The following is a 17,932-nucleotide window of genomic DNA, read 5'->3' as shown; positions in this document are numbered from 1 at the left end:
TACGCCTCCAGTTCAAACGCGGAGACGTGTGTGACCCACCCCTACCCCCTTCGAGCGGGCGGGGTAGCTGATGCCGTTTTCGTCAACCACGATTCGGGACCGGCGGCGGTCTGAGGTTCGGCGTCGGGATGGTGATGCACCGTGCGCGTTGCAGATCACCGCTGATTGTCGGGCGGTGGGTGGGGCGATTGATTACGACGCACGGCCGCCGCATCCGCGATCATTTACGGTCGACCATGTCATCAGCTCGGATGAGGCGTTGAGGTTGGGCTGGTCGCCGGTTGAGGCGGACGCGTTGGAGAACTGTGCTACGTGCTGTTGGCAGTGCAATCGTGAGAAATCCTCTGGTGTGCGGAGAACCGCGCCGATCCGTGAGACCTATCTGAATCCGCGGTTCGCATGACTGCGAAAGGTGTGCCTGATGGCCAAGTACGCGACGCTCGCTGAGGCGATGGTCGACAACAGCGATGAGTTGGCTGAGGCCGAGATGCGGTATCGGTTGCTGTCGGAGTCGTTTGAGGCGATGCCTCAGTTGCGGGCGAATCTGAATCCTGCGTTGGAGCGGGCGAAGGCGGAGATTCTTCGATTGCGGGGACGCGGGTTGGGGTCACTGCCCCTGGGGTGCGCGGTGGCGGTGGCGCAGGTACCTCTGGGCGCTGCAGCAGTGCCGTCATGGAAGTCCTTGCCCTTGAAGGAAAAGCGAGAAAGGCGGGTTTGACGCCTGCCGCCGACGATGGTGTTTGGTCTCATGCCCGGAAGAATCCCGCTACGCGCTGTTCCATCTCATCCTTGAGTGATGGGACGCCGCGCGGTGTGGCCGCGGTGGTCTGACCGCCCAGTCGTGGGAAGCCCGCGGAGTGCGGCAGGTCAAGAGACGGCGGCATGTAGTGCGCGACGTTGGCGAGGCCGTTGCCCTGATACTTGGCGAGTGCGGACAAGTCATCGAGATCGCTTTCGGTTGTGGGGTTGCGCTCGAGGAAGTCTCGCTTGATTGAGTGCCAGCCGCGAACCAGCGCCTTTTCCAATATTGCTGTCGCCAGGATGGTGTCGCCCGATCGCAGCGCGGACTGGTAGATCTCCTGGGCGTCGTCGCTGTCTTCGAGTTCGCGGGCGCGGGCTTGGGCGTCGCGGAACGACACGATCCGCGCGGGGTCGCTGCTGGCGGAGGGGGCGAGGCCGAAGACCCGGCGTTCCAACCTCTCTTTCGCGGTTTTCACTGCGGCTTTCTCGCGGGCGTGCAGGGCGCTGATCTGTTCGGTGACTTCGCGGTGGAGGGGCTCGAGGTGCTCTCGCTTGCCCGCGGGTGTGAGGTTGGGGTCGTCAGCGACTTCGGCGTGGACGCGGGTGAACTCTTCGGCGAGCTGGCCGGCTTCGGCTCGATAGCCTTCAACTTCGGTCTGCAGGTCGGTGAGGCTCATGTGTGGTTCTCCTTCATGCAACGTCGTGCAGGGCAAGGGCAACGGTGGTGCGGTCGACCATCCAGCGGCTGCCCGCCAGGACTGCGCGGAGACGTCCGGTTCTGCACCATTTGCGAATGCAACGGTCGGTCACGCCGAGGGCCTTGGCTGCCTCGCTGGTGCTCATCCACATATTCAAGTCTGCGTGAACACGCTGCGGCGCAGCATCATTCGTTCCGGTATCGGAACGGAGTGCGGCGACGTGCAAGGCGGTAAGCGCGATGTAGGCTTCGGGATCGCTGTCACGCAGTCTAATTCGCCGGTCTGCGGTCATGCCTGTCTGCTTTTCGAGCCAACGGGCTATGCGCGGAGGCACGATGGCGGAGCCGTCCCCGGTGATGCGCTGGGCGATACGCACCTCCAGCGACGGAAAGTCGGTCATGAACGTCTTCTTTCGTGGTGTGACCATCAGCCGAATTTCGTGCTGGTGGTGGCGGTGCAGTCGTTGCGGTGTTTCTCGTGAAGCGGGTAGTCGGCGCTCATGAGTCCATCTTCGCGAGGCGTTCAGCGATGACCGCGTGTCGCGTGGGTGGCATAGCGTCCGTTTCATGGCATATTTGCTGGTCATTGCCCTGTGCCACGTTGTGCCCGTTGGCAGACCGTGGCATGACGCTCTCATCAGTAGTTATGCCGGGTTCTGCCGTTGTGCCACCTGAGGATTCACGGGGCAGCGTCCACGTCGACACGGGCGGATTACCGATATAGCCGATGACAACTCCGAGTTGCTTGCGTGCCCGCTGCAGGGTCCTCTCCGCAATACCGGCCGCCTTGGCGGCCTTCTTCGCTTCGCTCGATCGAGCGGACGGCCCCTCCATCGACAGGTATTCCTCGAGCCACCTCACTGCTTCAGTGCGGTCTTGCGTGTCCTCACCGTGCTCAGCGTCGTAACTATCAGCGATGTGTTCCCGCGCCGTAAGACTCGAGTCGCCGAGGTACTGCAGCAGTGGCACAGTCCCGTCATGTTCGTCAGTGCGCTCAAAGTACTGGATCGGTGCCACCGAGAACTTCGATGCAGCGACAGGCGCTGTCCCGTTCGCCTTCTCTGGGCCGACGACAAGGTTGCCGTCTTCGTCGTGCTGAGCGAACAGCGTCATACGCGCCTTCTGACGCAATGCCGCTGTCGCCCCGTACTTGTCGCGGGCGTTACCGGAGCTGATTCGGTTGGTATGCCCGAGCAGCAGGACAGAGGCATCCGTCGCGTTGGCGACCTCGCGCCATGGGTGCAGTGCTTGTCGTGCCTGCTGAGGGTCACGCACCGAAAGTGCCGCGGTGACCGTGTCCAGCCAGCAGTCAACAACCACCAGCACTGGCGCCGGATCCGCTTCGCGAATCAGGTAGATGTCGCGAGGGAATACCGGTGCGCCTGATCCGTCCTCTTCGGTACAGATGACGCGGATGTTGTCGATGTTCGCATCCGCAACGAGCAGCCGAGGCAGAACGTCTTCAGACCACGTGTCCTCGGTCAGCACCAGAATCACAGTCGCGGGTTCCCTCGCGGGAATACCCAACTCCGAAACCGGCTTTCCGGTGGTAACGGCGGCGACGATGAGAACCCACCACAGGGACTTCCCGATTCCCTCATCACCGATGAGGAGGCTGACGGACTTGCGCGGTATCCGGTTACGCGCCAGCCAACGCGGCTGTGCTGCCGGCTTCAATTCACTAGCGGACCACAGCCGCGGCAGCTCAATATCGACGGGTTGACTCATGCCACCAACCCCTGCGTGCGGGCGTCGACCTCAACAGCGAGATCCCGAAATCCAGCCCGCCACAGCGCTTGACAGGTGGTGCGGTCGAGCAAGCCGGGGATACCTAGTTCGTTAAGGTGACGAATTGCAGCAGCGGCGGCTTCAGCTTGTTTGTCACTTATCGGGCTGTCGTAGCAGTGGCACGTCCATGGGTCACGGCAGCCGCAGTCGAGCGGGACACAGCGGACCTTCGCAGCGGCGCGGAGACCGGGTTGACGCGATATACGACTAGACTGGCTGTTACTCGCTGAGTTGGAAGGCGCCTCGTTCCCACCGGGGCGCTTTCTTCGTATCTGAGCCATTTACACACCCGCCTCGCTGCGACGGCGACGGGCCTGAGCTGAACGTAGAGCGAGCCGCTTGAAATACGCTTTACGGGCGTGTTGGGCCCGTAGGGCCCGCTCAGCAGGTGTCAGTTCGTTGTTGGGATCGACTTCCCGCTCGAATTTGTCGAGCAGGGCCTTTCGCGCTGGCGCGGTGCGGGCGGCTCGATCGGTTGTGCGAGACCAAGACTCATGAACAGCGATTTGACTGCGTAGCGAACGCTCTTTTGGAGTGAGCGACGGCATCTGTTCTCCCATGCGGAGATTGGCAAGTGCTCCAGAAGGAGGACCGCCGCGGATGCCGACACCCGAGTAGATGTCGGGCCGGGTCTCAATCGTTTCTCGCCCGGCTCCAAGTCAGCCGACGTAGGACTGACGCATCAGATTCTAGTACAGCGCGTAAGGATTTCTCTGTACAACGCTTGTTCGGCGTGTCCGCGCTGGTCTGCGGGGAGGGACTTCAACTGAACTATGCGTCGCCCCAATTGCGATCGAATCCGCTTTACGTCTGAGAGGTCGATCTGGTGGTGGGAATCGCTTACGAGCGCGTCGAGGATTACCGCCAGAATTGTTGCGGGTAAGTCGAAGCCCCGTGCCAGCTGGACGGTAGGGGGCAATGGCTCTGAGTGGCTCATCAGCAACGAGCTGTGGCCATCGTGGTACTTGAATGTTTTGGTCACACGTTCCCAGTGGGGGCCGCCTGGTTCATCCCAGGTGTCCTCAGCGAGGACGAAGGTGCCGCGTTTAATGCGGCCACGGTGAGTTGTTTCTGTTACGGCGATGCGATAGCCGGGGAGGCGTTGGCCGTCAAGTCCTTCACCCCAGCGATTCTTAAACTTGGCGGCAGTCCGTCGACGCCGCTCATTTAGGTAGTCGCTCACAGATCCCCCAGGTTGAGCGAGAGGGCCTCCGCCGCAGCGCGTTCAGCTGCTGTTGCTTTCGTGTAGCGGTCGAGCATGTCGCGGGTTGACCAACCAGCCACGGTCATCAAGCCACCCTCGGAGCCGCCTGCGGCGAGCCAGCGTGAAGCGGCGGTGTGGCGCAGTAAATGCGGATGAAAATCCCTGATGCCGGCCAAATTCGCCCGATGTTGCAACGTCTTGTACAGGCCGCCATAGCTGAAGCTTTTGCCCCGGTCGCCCAGCCACAGCGCGGTTGTGTCGGCGAGTAGGTGGGTGCGGCGTATGCGGATGTAGCGGTCGATGGCGCGGCCGGTCTGCGGTCCGAAGGGAGCGATACGGCCCTTGCCGCCCTTCCCACGGCGCACCGTAGCGAGGCCGCGAGCCAAATCAACTGAATCGACTGTCATCGCGGTCACTTCGCCGGCGCGCATACCAGTTTCGGCCATGAGACGCACAATTGCTTCGTCGCGGCGGTCGCGCATATCCGGCCCGGTGCAGGATTTGATGAGGCGGCGCAACTCTTCGTCGGTCAGTGACTGCGTGACCTTGGTGTCAAGCTTCGGCGCCTTCAACCCCACGAGGGGGTCGGTCTCCAGCTCGCCTTCCTCCGTGAGCCAGGCACTGAAGCGTCGGACTGCGAGTTGGCGGGCGACGGCCGTTGCGGGTTCGGCGCCTTTGTCGAGGAGGTCGGCGACGAATCGCTTGACGAGGTCGCGGTCGAGTGCGGGGGAGTGGCCGTTCCGCTCGCACCACGCGAAAAAGGCGCGGATGCCGTCGCGGTAGTTCTTCAGCGTCGCTGGCGACTTGCGTTCGGCGCGCATCGCCAGCTCCCACGATGGAAGTAGCGCCGCGAGGTCGAGGGGTGGTGGTTTGCGACGCGCCATGATCAATATCTTGACTGTATGCGCTGTACTTGTCTACTATTTCTTCACTGATCAACAATTCTGCTGGTCAGACGCAAATTACGGAGTGTCGTTCAGTACAGATAGATGGCCAGGATCGTCGCCCACAGTACGATCAGCCACGCATCGGTAGCGATCTTCAACCAGCGCGGCGCGGTGCGCACCTCCATGAAGTACCGGACGATCATCCGCCCCTTGATGAACCCGAGCAGCACCACCGCGACGGTGATGGGCACGCTGGCCACCGCGTGCCCGCCGGGATGACCCGGCGCCAGCCACCAGGAGATGACCGTGATCGCCGACAGGATGAGCCACACGTAGGTGGTGGTTCGGGCGGGCCGGCTTACGGCAGTAGTGGTCACTCGTTCACCTCATCACGTAAAGCAGGCCGAAAATCACGATCCAAAGCAGGTCGACCATGTGCCAGTAGGTAGCGCCGGATTCGACCATCGAGGCGCGCCGCTTGCGCGGGTTGCGCAGTTCGCGCACCACGATGCCGAGGATCAGCAGGCCGAGGCCGACGTGGAACAGATGCACCCCGGTGAGCATGTAGTAGAACAGGAAGAACTCGTTGCTCGGCATCGTGTGGCCCTGGGCGATCTTGGACGACCATTCAAAGGCCTTGATGACGATGAACGCCACGCCGCACGCCCCGCCCAGATAGGTGAGCCGCAGCGCGCCCTGTTGATCGCCCGACCGCGCCGTCTGCACGCTGCGCGCGATAAACCACGAACTAGTTAGCAGCACAAGGGTGTTCACCATGCCGATGGTGAGGTTGAGATGCTGCTGCGACTGCAGGTACAGCTCCGGCGCCATCGAGCGATGGACCATGAAGATGACGAAGTAGGCGCCGAAGAACACGAAGTCGCCGAGCACCATCACCCACATCGCGATGTCACCAGGCAGGTGGGCCGCGCGGATCGACGACGGCACCGCGATGTCTGGAGCGCTCTGTTCGGTATTCGTCATGGCAGCGGCGCCTCGTCGGCGGGTTGCAGTTCGTTGGCCTTCTTCAGCACGACGATCAACGCCGAAATCCAGATACCGAAGATGACCGTGCCTTCCCAGAACGCGATCGAACCGTTCCACGCGAACGGGCCCGCCTTGGAGATGAACACCGGTACGGCCATCACCTCCGTGACGATCTGCCAAACCGTTACGTAGGCGAACCATTTCGGGAATATCTGGTTCTTGTCGTAGAGAATCGCTATCGCGAACGCGATCCATGCAGTGGTGAAGCAGCCCAGCGATCCGACATAGGACAACAGCCCCAGGTCGTAGAGCAACGCCATCTGTTGCGGGTCGCGATCGGGGCGATACACCGCGACCAGGAAGCAGAACGCCACCAGCAGGCAACCCGGAAGTGCGCCGATGGCAAGGGAACCGATGTATGCGTAGCCCAGCACCGAGCCCACCGTCATGCGCTTGATGTGGTACAGCACGATGCCGTTGGCCACCCCTGCGCCGCCGACAATGAGGACGAGTAGCCCGAACCCGATTTTGATTGTCGTCGAGTGCTGGTGAAAAAAATTCACCATTTGGTCGGTGGTGACGTCGGGGCGCGGCGGCGGCATCACACGCGCCAAGGCGAAGAAGATGACTCCGAACGCTGTGTAGAACGCCGGCACGATCCAGAACATCAGCCAGACGTCGCGTTTTCCCGCCCGCTGCGAGGGTGCATCGACTGCAGCGTCGGCCGAAATCGTGCTGCTCACTGCGTGATGCCTTCCGCAACCGCCTGACGGTGCAGCACATTTCGCAGCACGAAGAACATCACCAGCACATAGAGGGCGAACGAGCCGTTACGAAGCCAGAACGACACCGCGCCGTTCCAGGCCAGCGGCCCCGAGGTGACGACCGCGGCGCACACGGCCGGCGCCATCGCCAGCGCAGTCGCGGCCGCGTAATAGCCGACCCATCGCGGAAAGACCGGGCTGGGGCCGTTGTCGAAGTGAATTGCCGCCGCCAGCAACAGGTTCATCGCGACCAGCGCGCCGACCGGTGCGATGAAGATGATCCATGCCATGTCGTTGAGCAGCATCACGAGTTCGGGATTGCGGTCGGGCCGGAACGCGGCGACGAGGAAGAAGATGTCGGCGAGCGCGAACAACGTGGCGCCGCTGACGGCGGCGGTCAGATAGCAGTAGGCGAAGACATGGCTTTGAGTCGCCATGCGCTTCATCTGCACGACGATCACCATGAATAGCGGCAGCAGCATGATGCCGCAGATGTTGAACGTGATCATCGAAAACCAGATCATGCCCCTGTTGTTCGCGTAGAACGACGCGACCTGATCGGCGGTCATGTCAGGCGACATCGGGGGTAAGAACCCGGGGAAGGCCAGAAATGCGATCAGGAGAACGAGACCGAAGGTCGGGACGGTCCACAGGCTGATCAGCTGAGTCTTGATGTCGGCCGTCTTCGGCAGGTCTTCGGCTTCGGCAAGAATCTGCATCGACTCTCCTTTTCGGACAAACTAGCCGATCGGCTATGGGCGAGACTAGCCGATCGGCAATCGCCGATCAACGATCAGCCGGGAGGCGACCAGAACGCGCGCATGGACGTGATCCGGGCGTGCTCGTCGAACGCCATCACGTCGATTCCGTCGATCGAGATGCGGGCGCCGTCGGTGATGACGGTCAGCCGCGCCAAGAACGCCGCCTCGGCGCCGTTGACATGCAGAGAGAGCAGTTCGACTGCGCGGTCCTGCTTTTCGATCCGGCGGTACAGCTCGCGTATTGCGTCATGCCCGCGCCGCACCCCGCTGCCCACAGGATCCTCGACGGTGGCGTCATGTGTGAAGAGCGCGGTCAGTTCATCGGCGCTGCCCGAACCGAGCAGCTGCACATAGCGGCGGACGGTGTCGGCGACGCTGGACATGGCGTACGCGAGAAAAGGGCTGGCTGTTAAACCGACAGGATCGTCGCCGACGCGGTGCCCGGTGCGCCATAGACCTGCGCGAGGCCCACCTTCGGTTCGCCGGGTATCTGGCGCTCACCGGCCTCGCCGCGCAGTTGCCGCACCAGTTCGTGCACCTGCCGCAGCCCGGAGGCGCCGATGGGCTCGCCGTTGGCGATCAGGCCGCCGTCGGTGTTGATCGGCAACGTCCCGTGGATCTCAGTGGCGCCGTCGGCCAGCAGCTTCTCCTGCTCCCCGTCGGCGCACAGACCCGTCTCGGCCATGTGGATGACCTCGGCGCCCGCGTCGGTGTCCTGCAGTTGGGCGACGTCGACATCTTCGGGCCCGATGCCTGCCGCCTCGTATGCGGCTCTGGCGGCATACACCGTCGGCGACGGGTCCTCGTCGAGCGGCGCGCACGTCGCGTGCACCTCGTAGGCGCCGAAGGTGCGCGTCCGGATCTCGGTGGCCTTCACGTACACCGGCTTGTCGGTGAAGCGGTGGGCGATGTCGCCGCGACACATGATGACCGCCGCCGCGCCTTCGTCGGGAGCACAGAACATGTACTGCGTCAGCGGGTAGTTCAGCACGGTCGAGTTGAGGATCTCCGCGACGGGAATCTCCTTGCGCCGAAACGCATTCGGGTTCTTGGCGCCGTTACGGAAGTTCTTGTTGGCGACACGCGCCAGCGTCTCCTGCGAGATGCCGTGCTTGTGGAGGTAGTGATTGGCCTTCATCCCGAAGAACTTGGTGGTGACGAACTGGCCGTTCTCGGCGTACCACTGCGGCAACGCCAACTTAGCCGGATCGTCGGTAAACGCTCCACGCGGATGCTTGTCCAGGCCGATCGCGATCCCGATGTCGTACTTGCCGAGCCGGATCGTGTCGGCGGTCTGCTGGATGGCCGACGCCGCGGTCGCGCAGGCGTTGAAGACGTTCGTGAACGTGATGCCGGTGAGCCCGACCAGCCTGGTGACGGCGTCAGGGTTGGACACCTCGTAGCTGCCGCCGAAGCCGAACTGGATGTCGCGCCAGTCGACGCCCGCGTCGGTGAGCGCGGCCTGGATCGCTTCGGCACCCATCTCCATCGCGGTCTTATCGAACCGGCCAAACGGGTGAAGGCCTACGCCGATGATCGCCACGTCGTTCGTCATTGCTGTGCTCCTGGCTCTAGACCGGCTGGAAGGCGAACGTGACTAGTTCGTTGCCCTCGTCGTCGGTGGTGAACGGGACCATGGTGAGCTCGACGTCCATGCCGAACTGAAGCTTCTCGGGGTCGTTCTCGGTGAGCCGACCCTCGACCCGGATCACATCATCGAGCTGCACGAGCCCGACACCGAACGGGACGAAATCCTTGCCGGCCGGACCCTTGTACGGTGCACCCGGCGGAAAGCCCTGCGTCGTCCACGCGATCAGGGTCCCGCGACGCGGCAGCTTGACCTCGGTCATGTCGCCGGAGCTGCATCTCGGGCAGCGCTGCTGGATGGGGAACGTGGTGGCCCCGCATGCAGCGCAGCGGCTACCGATCAGCTGCGGGTTCTCGTCGGGCCAGGTAGAGATCTCGGGCGCCAGCGCCTTCTGCTGTGTCGACACCCGATTGACATTAATCGGAAATGACATTCTCGTCTAGAGAGAACAGCCCGTCCAGGGCGCGCTCATCGGCTAGCCTTCCCTGCGTGGACGCCGATAAGGCACAGATCATCGAGGTGTTGATCCGCTACGCCACCGGAATCGACTCCAAGGACTGGAGTTTGTTCCGCAGTTGCTGGACCAACGAGGTCGACCTGGATTACGGCGAGGTCGGTAGCTTCACCGACCCCGACGCGTTCACAGACCTGTTCGCCCAAATGCACAACCCGATGGGCAACACCTACCACCGGCTGTCGAACTTCGACCTCGACATCACCGGTGACACCGCGACCGCGCGGACCTACGTCCACGCCGTGCTGATGGTGACCGCCGGCGACAACCCACCGTGGGTGGACGTCGTCGGCCATTACGACGACGAGCTTGCCCGCACCGCCGACGGCTGGCGCATCCGCCGCAGGGTCACCCACACACCGCGGATGCTGACCGGCGGCGGAGCGTCGGCATGACTCGCGATTTCGCGCAACGCTACGGGCAATGGGCCGTCATCGCCGGAGCGTCCGAGGGCGTCGGCGCCAGCCTGGCCGATCAATTGGGCGCGCGCGGACTGGATCTCGTGCTGATCGCCCGCAACGGTGCACTGCTCGACGCCGTCGCAGGGGGCATCCGCGAACGCCACGGTGTTGACGTCCGGCCCGTCGTCCTGGATCTGACCGTTCCGGATGTCTCCAACCGGGTGGCGGCTGCGACCGACGGCCTCGAGGTCGGGTTGCTCATCTATAACGCGGGTGCGGCGAACCGGACGGTCGAGTTTCTCGACGACTCGTTGAACGATTCGTTGCGCCAGATACAGCTCGCATGCATCGGGCCCGTCGCCCTGGCCCGGCATTTCGCGCCCGCCATGCGCGAGCGCGGGCGCGGCGGCATCGTGCTCGTGGGCTCACTGGCCTGTCTTTCCGGAGCGTCGCTGCTCGCGGTGTACTCCGCGGTGAAGGCGTTCAACGTCAACTTCGCCGAGGGGCTGTGGGCCGAACTGCGGCCGCACGGCGTCGACGTCTGCTGCACGCCCCTTGGCCAGACCTACACCGAGGCGTTTCAGCGGCTGGGCGTGCCCTACGACCCGGACACCATGATGCTTTCCGACGACGTGGCGCGCGAGATCATTGCCAATATCGGTAACGGCCCGACTTATCCTGTGGGAGAGAGCAATCGGGCGATGGCGTCAATGGTGTGGACGGTTGATCGGCGCGCGCTGGTGGAGATGACGAGCGCGGCATCGGTCGACTTCGCCGCCAAGCAAGGGGCCGCGGGCTGATGCGGGCGGTGGTGCTCCGCGGCGGCACGCTCGTTGTGCGGGAGACGGCCGATCCTGTGCCGGGCACCGGTGAACTGCTGATCAAACCGCTCAGCGCCGCGATCTGCGCCTCGGATGTGCACTACATGGACCATCCGAACTCCGCCGACCGGTTTGTGTGGGATTCCGACCGCGACACGATCATGGGACACGAGTTCATCGGCGAGGTCGTGGGCCACGGACCGAATTGCTCGGGTGACTTCCCGCTCGGCAGCCGTGTCACCAGCCTGCCGATCATGATCCGTCACGGCCAGGAGCCGCTGGTGATCGGGCACAATCCTGATGCGCCAGGGGCGTTCGGCGAGCTGATGCTGGTCTCGGAGGTGATGGCGCGCAGGGTGCCCGACGGCGTGCCGAACGACTCGGTGGCGCTGGTGGATGCGTTCGCCGTCGGCGAATTTTATGTTCGATGCTCCGGCATCAAGCCGGGCGAGCTGCCGCTGGTGATCGGTGCAGGGGCCATCGGACTGTCGACGGTGGCGGCGCTCGCCGCGCGTGGCGTCAGCCCCATCGTGGTGTCGGACTACAGCGACGAACGGCTGGCCTACGCTAAGACCTTCGGCGCCGATGTCGTGGTCAACCCGTCCGCCCGCGACCCGTACGAGGTATGGCGAGAAACATTTCGGGCCAACAACTTCCAGACCACGCAGGTCATCTTCGAATGTGTCGGTCGCAGCGGCCTGCTGCAGAGTATCGTCGACGCGTGCGAGTTCATGGCGCGCGTGTATGTCGCCGGGGGGTGGTACGACGCCGGCACGATCGACTGCACCGCCGCCACACACAAGGGCATGACGATTCAGTTCGGTGGGGGACCGCTGCCTGCGGACTGGTACGGCACGCTGGACGCGGTCGTCGACGGGCGGCTGGATCCGTCGCCGAGTATCGGCAAGATCATCGGGCTCGACGACGTGCCCGATGCCATCGATCAAGTGCGCACGGGGCAGGGCCCGCCCCGCATCGTCGTCCATCCCACCGCGTCATGACGGTGCTGCCTGGGCCGGTGCGCCAGATCGGTTATGTGGTCACCGATCTCGATCAGGCGATGGCGGGGTGGATAGAGCTCGGCGTCGGACCGTGGTTCGTGCTGCGCAGCCTGCCGATGGAGGCCCGCTACCGCGGTGAACCGTGTCAAACGACATTGTCGCTGGCGTATTCCAACTCCGGTGAGCTGCAGATCGAGTTGATCCAGCAGGAGGACACGACGCCGTCGATCTTCACCGAGTTCCTCGACGCCCGGGGCCCTGGGCTGCACCAGTTGGCTTACTGGACAAGCGATTTCGAGGACACCATGCGGGCGGTCGAGAACGCGGGCTGGCCGGTCGTGTGGTCGGGCGGCGAGGGGTTCGGTGTGCGGTTCGCCTACCTCGAGCCACCGAATGCGCCCGCTTACATATCTCAAGTCATCGAGGTCTCCGAGCTCACCGACGCGACCGCCGCCAATGCGATGTTCATCCACGATGCGGCGGCGGAGTGGGACGGCGCGGACCCGATCCGGGAGCTCGGGGCATAACGTCCGCGGTAACCGCAGACTCAACGGGTGACGATCACCTGCCGCGCTTCATCACCTTGTCGGCGGCGGTCCAATGCTCCTCGGCAACCCACAACCGGGCGAATGCGGCGACAGCTTCGGTGGTGCTCACGCCGCGCATTACCCGCTTGATCTCGCCGGCGGGCCGGTGTGCCAGCGCCGCGGCGATTCTGCGCCATTCGGTGTCGAACGATTCGCGTGGGATCACGAGGTCGAGCAGCCCGCTGGCGTGGCCCTCCTGGGCAGAGAGGATCATCCCGGTGCCCGCCAGGAGTAGGGCCTTGCCGAAGCCGACCAGCTCGACGAGTCGCTCGGCGCCGCCCCACGCCGGCATGATCTCGAGGGTCACCTGGTTGAATCCGATCTTGATGTCGTCGGCGGCCAGCCGGATGTCGGCGGCGACAGCGACCTCGGCGCCGCCGCCGAGCGCGTGGCCGTTCAGCGCGGCGACGGTCGGCCCGGGAAAGCCGGCGATGCGGTCGCAGATCGACCGCATGCGCCACGCCATGGCGCCGGCTTCGCGCTCGGTCCGCAGCGCGCTGAGCTCTTTGAGGTCGCCGCCCGATACAAAGGCCCGGTCGCCGGCGCCGGTGATGACGAGTGCCGCAGCCCCCTCGGCCCCGTCGAGCGCCTTGTCGAACTGGTCCATGGTCTCGAGTGAAATGGCGTTGCGGGCGTGTGGACGGTCGATGGTGATGACCGCTAAACCGTCCTCCAACTCCAGGTCGACCATCGAGCGTTCTCCGTCTGCGACATTGGCATTCTCTCTAGCGGAGAATAGCATCACGACTGAATGGAGGTGCCAGGGCGCGCGATGCGAAAAATCCCGGTAGAGCTGACGAAACGTTACGAGGACGAGGGATGGTGGCGGCCCGAAACGCTCGGTGATCTCATTGCCGGCGGCTTGGCGGCCAACCCGGACGCCGGCTTCTGGGTGCACTCCGATGTCCGGCCCTACGCCGGCACGTTCGCCGACGTCGAGCTGCGAGCTCGCCGGCTGGCCGCGGGGCTGCGCGCGCGCGGTGTCGAGCCGGGCGACGCCGTGGCGATCCAACTGCCGAACTGGGCCGAAGCCGCCGTGGCGTTCTGGGCGTCGACATTCCTGGGCGCGGTCGTGGTGCCGATCGTGCATTTCTACGGCCGCAAGGAACTGAGCCACATCATCGCCACAGCCAAGCCGAAGGCGTTCCTGACCGCCGAGGAGTTCGGCCGGATGCGCTATCAGCCCGACCTCTGTGCCAACGTGCCGATCGTCGGGCTGGTCGGAACGAACTTCGATCAGCTGCTGGCCGATGAGCCGCTGGACGGAACCGTTGCCACCGATCCGGCCAGCCCGGCGCTGATTGCTTTCACCTCCGGCACGACCAGCGACCCCAAAGGCGTTGTCCACAGCCATCAGACGCTCGGCTTCGAGACCCGTCAACTGCTTGCGAACTATCCGCCCGACCGCGGCAGACAGTTGACGGCCACCCCGGTCGGTCACTTCATCGGAATGCTGGGAGCGTTCCTGATTCCGGTGCTCGAAGGCGCGTCGATCGATCTGTGCGACGTATGGGACCCAGGCAAGGTACTCAAGCTGATCGAAAGCGACGGCTTGTATGTCGGCGGTGGGCCGCCCTATTTCGTCACCAGCCTTCTCGACCATCCCGATTGCACGCCGGCGCATATGGCACACTTCAAAACCGTTGGGCTGGGCGGATCTACGGTGCCCGCGGCCGTCACACGCCGGCTGGCTGATATGGGCATCTTCGTGTTCCGCTCCTACGGCAGCTCCGAGCACCCGTCGATCACCGGGTCGAGTCGCGATGCGCCCGAGGACAAGCGGCTGTTCACCGACGGCAACCCACGGCCGGGAGTGGAGATCCGGCTCGGTCCCGACGGTGAAATCTTCAGTCGCGGACCGGATCTGTGCCTGGGCTACACCGACGACGCGTTGACCGAACGGGCCTTCGACGACGAGGGCTGGTATCGCACCGGCGACGTCGGCGTGCTCGACGAGGACGGGTACCTCACCATCACCGACCGCAAATCCGACGTCATCATCCGCGGCGGCGAGAACATCTCGGCGCTGGAAGTCGAGGAAGTTCTTCTGGGCATGCCCGCGGTGGCCGAGGCGGTCGTCGTTGCCGCGCCGGACGAGCGGCTCGGCGAGCGGGCCGCCGCCGTCCTGCGGATCCGCGACGGCCACGAGACGCCAACGCTCGACGAGGTGCGCGCGCACTTCAAGGCGGCGGGGGTGGCGATCCAGAAATGGCCGGAAGAGGTGCACCGAGTAGACGACTATCCGCGGACGGCGAGCGGGAAGGTGCAGAAGTTCGCGGTTCGCCAGAACCTGAAGGCGTGAGTTCGCCAGAACCTGAGGGCATGAGTAGGGGCACATTGCATCGCGCAGCTAGTGAGAATAGGATTCTCCGAAGAGGATAAGGAGTGTTTCATGGGGCAACTTTCACACCGGGTCGACATCCCGTTTCCGCTGTTCGACGCTGACAACCATCTGTACGAGCCGCCGGAGGCGATGACCAAGTACCTGCCGAAGGAATACAAGGACGTCGTCCAGTACGTCGAGGTGAACGGCCGCACGAAGATCGCGCTGCGCGGTGTGATCAGCAACTACATTCCGAACCCGACGTTCTCGGTGGTCGCCAAGCCGGGCGCCTGGGAGGAGTACTTCAAGTTCGGCAACCCCGAAGGCAAGAGCAAGCGTGAGCTGTTCGGTGAGCCGATGCGGGCCATCCCCGCGTTCTTCGAGCCTGAGCCGCGCATCGAGAAGATGGACGAGCTCGGCGTCGACCGCAGCTTGATGTTCCCGACGCTGGCCAGCCTGATCGAAGAGCGGCTCTCCGACGACCCGGTCGCGATCCACGTCCTGATCCACTCGCTGAACCAGTGGCTGGACGAGGTCTGGGGCTTCAACTACAAGAACCGCATCTTCACCACCCCGGTGATCACCCTGCCCATCGTGGAAAAGGCGATCGAAGAGCTCGAGTGGTGCGTCGCGCGCGGCGCCCGCGCCATCCTGATCCGCCCGGCCCCGGTGCCCGGTTTCCGCGGCCCCCGCTCGTTCGCGCTGCCCGAGTTCGATCCGTTCTGGGAGCGCGTCGTCTACCACGACGTGTTCGTCGGCATGCACTCGTCCGACAGCGGCTACTCCCGCTACACCTCGGAGTGGGACGGTCAGGCCCAGGAGATGCTGCCGTTCCAGACCAACGCGATGTCGATCCTCAACGAGTGGCGTCCCATTCAGGATGCGGTGGCCTCGTGGGTGATTCACGGCGCGCTGTTCCGCCACCCGAAGCTGAAGGTGGGCATCGTCGAGGCCGGCTCGAAGTGGATGTTCCCGCTGCTGGATTCGATGGCCGAGGTGTACAAGAAGGCGCCGGAGGCGTTCCTGGGTAACCCGATCGAGGAGATCAAGAACCGCATTTACGTCAGCCCCTTCTACGAGGAGGGCATCGACGACCTGATCAACCTCATCGGGGTGGACAACGTGCTTTACGGTTCGGATTGGCCGCATCCCGAGGGCCTGGCCGAACCGACGCATTACGTGACCGCGCTCGAGCACCTGTCGGTTGAGGATCAGGCAAAGATCATGGGCGGCAACCTGGGTCGTCTCGTCACGACGTGACAGGCGAGCACCAGGAGCGCAGCCTGCCCTGGCAGACCATCCCCGAGATGGTCTTGAGCGCAGCGGACCGCTTCGGTGACGCCGAAGCGGTCGTCGACGGTCCGTTGCGCTTGACCTTCATCGAGGTGGTCGATCGAATCCGTTGCGCCGCAGGCGCTTTCCGCGACCTGGGAATCGTCAAGGGGGATCGGGTGGCCCTCTGGGCGCCGAACTCCGCCGAATGGATGATCGCGGCATTCGGTCTGCTCACCGCCGGCGGTGTGCTGGTGCCGGTGAACACCCGCTTCAAGACCGAGGAAGCCGCGGACATCATCGGCCGCAGTGGTGCCAAGGCGGTGTTGATCCAGAAGGGCTTCCTCGGCCAGGACTACACCGCGCCCGCCGGGGTGCCGGTCATCGATCTGAAGTCCGACTTCCTTTCCAGCGGTTGGCCGTACACGGGTCAGGTCAGCGGCACGGACATCTCCGACATCATCTACACGTCGGGCACCACCGGCAGGCCCAAGGGCGTCATGATGAACCATCAGCAGAACCTGCGGCTGTACGCCGAATGGTGTGAGCTGGCCGACCTGCGCGAAGGCGACCGGTATCTGATGGTCAACCCTTACTTTCACACATTCGGATTCAAGGCCGGCCTGATCTCATCGTTCATCCGCGGTGCGACGATGGTGCCGGTATCGGTGTTCGATGTCGACCGGGTGGTGGAACTGATCGAGGCAGAACGGATCACGATGCTGCCCGGTCCTCCGACGCTGTATCACTCGCTGCTGGCGGTCGAGGACAAAGACAGGCTCAAGACTCTGCGGGCCGGGGTGACGGGCTCGGCCGACATCCCCGTCGAGTTGATCCGGCGCGTGCACGAGGAACTGCCGTTCCAGACCCTGGCGACCGGTTACGGGTTGACCGAGGCGGGCACGGTGACCTTGTCGCGGCCGGGGGACTCGTTCGAAGACATCGCCACCACAGCGGGTGTGCCCTGCGACGGCGTCGAGGTGCGCATCGCCGACGACACCGAGGTCCTGGTCCGTGGCTACAGCGTCATGCAGGGCTATCTCGACGACCCCGCCGCGACGGCCGAGGCGATCGATGACGACGGCTGGTTGCACACCGGTGATCTCGGCAGGTTCAACGAAAACGGCCGCCTGCTGATCGTCGGCCGCAAGAAGGACATGTTCATCGTCGGGGGGTTCAACGCCTACCCGGCAGAGATCGAGGGTTTCCTGCTCGAACATCCCGCTGTCGCGCAGGCCGCGGTGATCGGAGTGTCCGATGACCGCCTCGGCCAGGTGGGTAAGGCGTTCGTGGTACTCAAGAGTGGCCAGGAGGGTGCGGTGACCGCCGACGACCTCATCGCGTGGAGCCGCGACCGAATGGCTGGTTTCAAGGTGCCGCGATACGTAGAGTTTCTCGACGAACTGCCGCTGAACGCGACGGGCAAAGTGATGAAGGACCAGCTGATCAAGAGATAGTGCTAAGCGGTCGCACAGCGCGTAAATAGCGTTTCCGCAGGACAGGCTGACATTTGGCCGCGTTGCGCGTCATGTATCGTCGCGGCGATACCCAAAATAGAAAATGCCATTCTCATTGAGCACCGCGCTCACCGGACAG

Annotated in this window: 21 protein-coding genes; 9 read left to right on the top strand and 12 right to left on the bottom strand. The window is 64.0% G+C overall.

All coding sequences use genetic code 11. The features are described from left to right. The first annotated feature begins 70 nt into the window (after nt 1-70). On the top strand, nt 71-403 hold the full coding sequence (locus A5651_RS26490; protein ID WP_082943631.1) for an HNH endonuclease signature motif containing protein: 333 nt from the start codon (nt 71-73) through the stop codon (nt 401-403). Between the two features lie 18 nt (nt 404-421). Then, nucleotides 422-718 (top strand): hypothetical protein, encoded by a 297-nt coding sequence (locus tag A5651_RS24710; RefSeq protein WP_066987536.1) that lies wholly within the window; start codon nt 422-424, stop codon nt 716-718. A 28-nt stretch (nt 719-746) separates the two neighbouring features. Here A5651_RS24710 and A5651_RS24705 read toward each other — a convergent pair whose 3' ends face one another. From A5651_RS24705 to A5651_RS24655, 11 genes are all read right to left on the bottom strand, one after another. After that, nucleotides 747-1,418 carry a hypothetical protein gene (locus A5651_RS24705; RefSeq protein WP_066987534.1) on the bottom strand — a complete coding sequence of 224 codons (672 nt, stop codon included), beginning with the start codon at nt 1,416-1,418 and terminating at the stop codon, nt 747-749. 13 nt (nt 1,419-1,431) lie between these two features. Beyond that, nucleotides 1,432-1,839 carry a helix-turn-helix domain-containing protein gene (locus A5651_RS25785; RefSeq protein ID WP_066987571.1) on the bottom strand — a complete coding sequence of 136 codons (408 nt, stop codon included), beginning with the start codon at nt 1,837-1,839 and terminating at the stop codon, nt 1,432-1,434. Nucleotides 1,840-1,936: 97 nt separating this feature from the next. Continuing rightward, nucleotides 1,937-3,166 carry an AAA family ATPase gene (locus tag A5651_RS24695; RefSeq protein WP_066987530.1) on the bottom strand — a complete coding sequence of 410 codons (1,230 nt, stop codon included), beginning with the start codon at nt 3,164-3,166 and terminating at the stop codon, nt 1,937-1,939. Between the two features lie 1,239 nt (nt 3,167-4,405). Then, nucleotides 4,406-5,314, bottom strand: coding sequence for a tyrosine-type recombinase/integrase (locus A5651_RS24690; RefSeq protein ID WP_066987528.1), 909 nt, complete (start codon nt 5,312-5,314; stop codon nt 4,406-4,408). 92 nt (nt 5,315-5,406) lie between these two features. Further along, on the bottom strand, nt 5,407-5,694 hold the full coding sequence (locus A5651_RS24685; RefSeq protein ID WP_066987526.1) for a cytochrome C oxidase subunit IV family protein: 288 nt from the start codon (nt 5,692-5,694) through the stop codon (nt 5,407-5,409). Nucleotides 5,695-5,698: 4 nt separating this feature from the next. Continuing rightward, complete coding sequence (locus A5651_RS24680) at nt 5,699-6,301, bottom strand: cytochrome c oxidase subunit 3 family protein (protein ID WP_066987524.1); 603 nt, start codon at nt 6,299-6,301, stop codon at nt 5,699-5,701. Further along, nucleotides 6,298-7,047, bottom strand: a complete 750-nt coding sequence (locus tag A5651_RS24675) for a hypothetical protein (protein ID WP_066987522.1) — start codon at nt 7,045-7,047, stop codon at nt 6,298-6,300. Before A5651_RS24675 ends, A5651_RS24680 begins: the two co-directional genes overlap by 4 nt. Then, nucleotides 7,044-7,787, bottom strand: a complete 744-nt coding sequence (locus A5651_RS24670) for a hypothetical protein (RefSeq protein WP_066987520.1) — start codon at nt 7,785-7,787, stop codon at nt 7,044-7,046. The genes A5651_RS24675 and A5651_RS24670 overlap by 4 nt, the downstream gene beginning before the upstream one ends. A gap of 74 nt (nt 7,788-7,861) precedes the next feature. Continuing rightward, entirely contained in the window at nt 7,862-8,212 is a 351-nt protein-coding gene (locus A5651_RS24665; RefSeq protein ID WP_066987518.1) for a nuclear transport factor 2 family protein, read from the bottom strand. 26 nt (nt 8,213-8,238) lie between these two features. Beyond that, entirely contained in the window at nt 8,239-9,384 is a 1,146-nt protein-coding gene (locus A5651_RS24660) for a thiolase family protein (RefSeq protein ID WP_066987516.1), read from the bottom strand. 16 nt (nt 9,385-9,400) lie between these two features. Continuing rightward, nucleotides 9,401-9,850 carry a Zn-ribbon domain-containing OB-fold protein gene (locus A5651_RS24655; protein ID WP_066987513.1) on the bottom strand — a complete coding sequence of 150 codons (450 nt, stop codon included), beginning with the start codon at nt 9,848-9,850 and terminating at the stop codon, nt 9,401-9,403. Between the two features lie 56 nt (nt 9,851-9,906). On the opposite strand from A5651_RS24655, the gene A5651_RS24650 reads away from it, so the two are divergent. From A5651_RS24650 to A5651_RS24635, 4 genes are read left to right on the top strand one after another with little or no spacing between them, the layout of a single operon-like run. Beyond that, complete coding sequence (locus A5651_RS24650; RefSeq protein WP_066987510.1) at nt 9,907-10,326, top strand: nuclear transport factor 2 family protein; 420 nt, start codon at nt 9,907-9,909, stop codon at nt 10,324-10,326. Then, nucleotides 10,323-11,132 (top strand): SDR family oxidoreductase, encoded by an 810-nt coding sequence (locus A5651_RS24645; RefSeq protein ID WP_066987507.1) that lies wholly within the window; start codon nt 10,323-10,325, stop codon nt 11,130-11,132. Before A5651_RS24650 ends, A5651_RS24645 begins: the two co-directional genes overlap by 4 nt. Next, nucleotides 11,132-12,154: a zinc-binding dehydrogenase gene (locus A5651_RS24640; RefSeq protein ID WP_197496762.1), complete on the top strand. Its 1,023-nt coding sequence runs from the start codon at nt 11,132-11,134 to the stop codon at nt 12,152-12,154. The genes A5651_RS24645 and A5651_RS24640 overlap by 1 nt, the downstream gene beginning before the upstream one ends. Further along, a complete protein-coding gene (locus A5651_RS24635) occupies nt 12,151-12,681 on the top strand; it encodes a VOC family protein (RefSeq protein ID WP_066987504.1) in 531 nt (176 codons plus the stop codon). Before A5651_RS24640 ends, A5651_RS24635 begins: the two co-directional genes overlap by 4 nt. 34 nt (nt 12,682-12,715) lie before the next feature. On the opposite strand, the gene A5651_RS24630 is transcribed toward A5651_RS24635, so the two are convergent. Then, entirely contained in the window at nt 12,716-13,432 is a 717-nt protein-coding gene (locus A5651_RS24630; RefSeq protein ID WP_066987501.1) for an enoyl-CoA hydratase/isomerase family protein, read from the bottom strand. An 81-nt stretch (nt 13,433-13,513) separates the two neighbouring features. Between A5651_RS24630 and A5651_RS24625 the strand changes: the two genes are divergently transcribed. From A5651_RS24625 to A5651_RS24615, 3 genes are all read left to right on the top strand, one after another. Further along, on the top strand, nt 13,514-15,043 hold the full coding sequence (locus tag A5651_RS24625) for an AMP-binding protein (RefSeq protein WP_066987565.1): 1,530 nt from the start codon (nt 13,514-13,516) through the stop codon (nt 15,041-15,043). A gap of 90 nt (nt 15,044-15,133) precedes the next feature. Further along, nucleotides 15,134-16,324, top strand: a complete 1,191-nt coding sequence (locus A5651_RS24620; protein WP_066987498.1) for an amidohydrolase family protein — start codon at nt 15,134-15,136, stop codon at nt 16,322-16,324. Further along, entirely contained in the window at nt 16,321-17,793 is a 1,473-nt protein-coding gene (locus A5651_RS24615) for a FadD3 family acyl-CoA ligase (RefSeq protein ID WP_082943958.1), read from the top strand. Before A5651_RS24620 ends, A5651_RS24615 begins: the two co-directional genes overlap by 4 nt. Nucleotides 17,794-17,932: the final 139 nt, after the last annotated feature.

Origin of the sequence: Mycobacterium sp. 1274761.0 (assembly GCF_001668615.1) — a bacterium.
Taxonomy (GTDB): domain Bacteria; phylum Actinomycetota; class Actinomycetes; order Mycobacteriales; family Mycobacteriaceae; genus Mycobacterium.
This window is presented reverse-complemented; position numbering and strand designations above follow the sequence as displayed.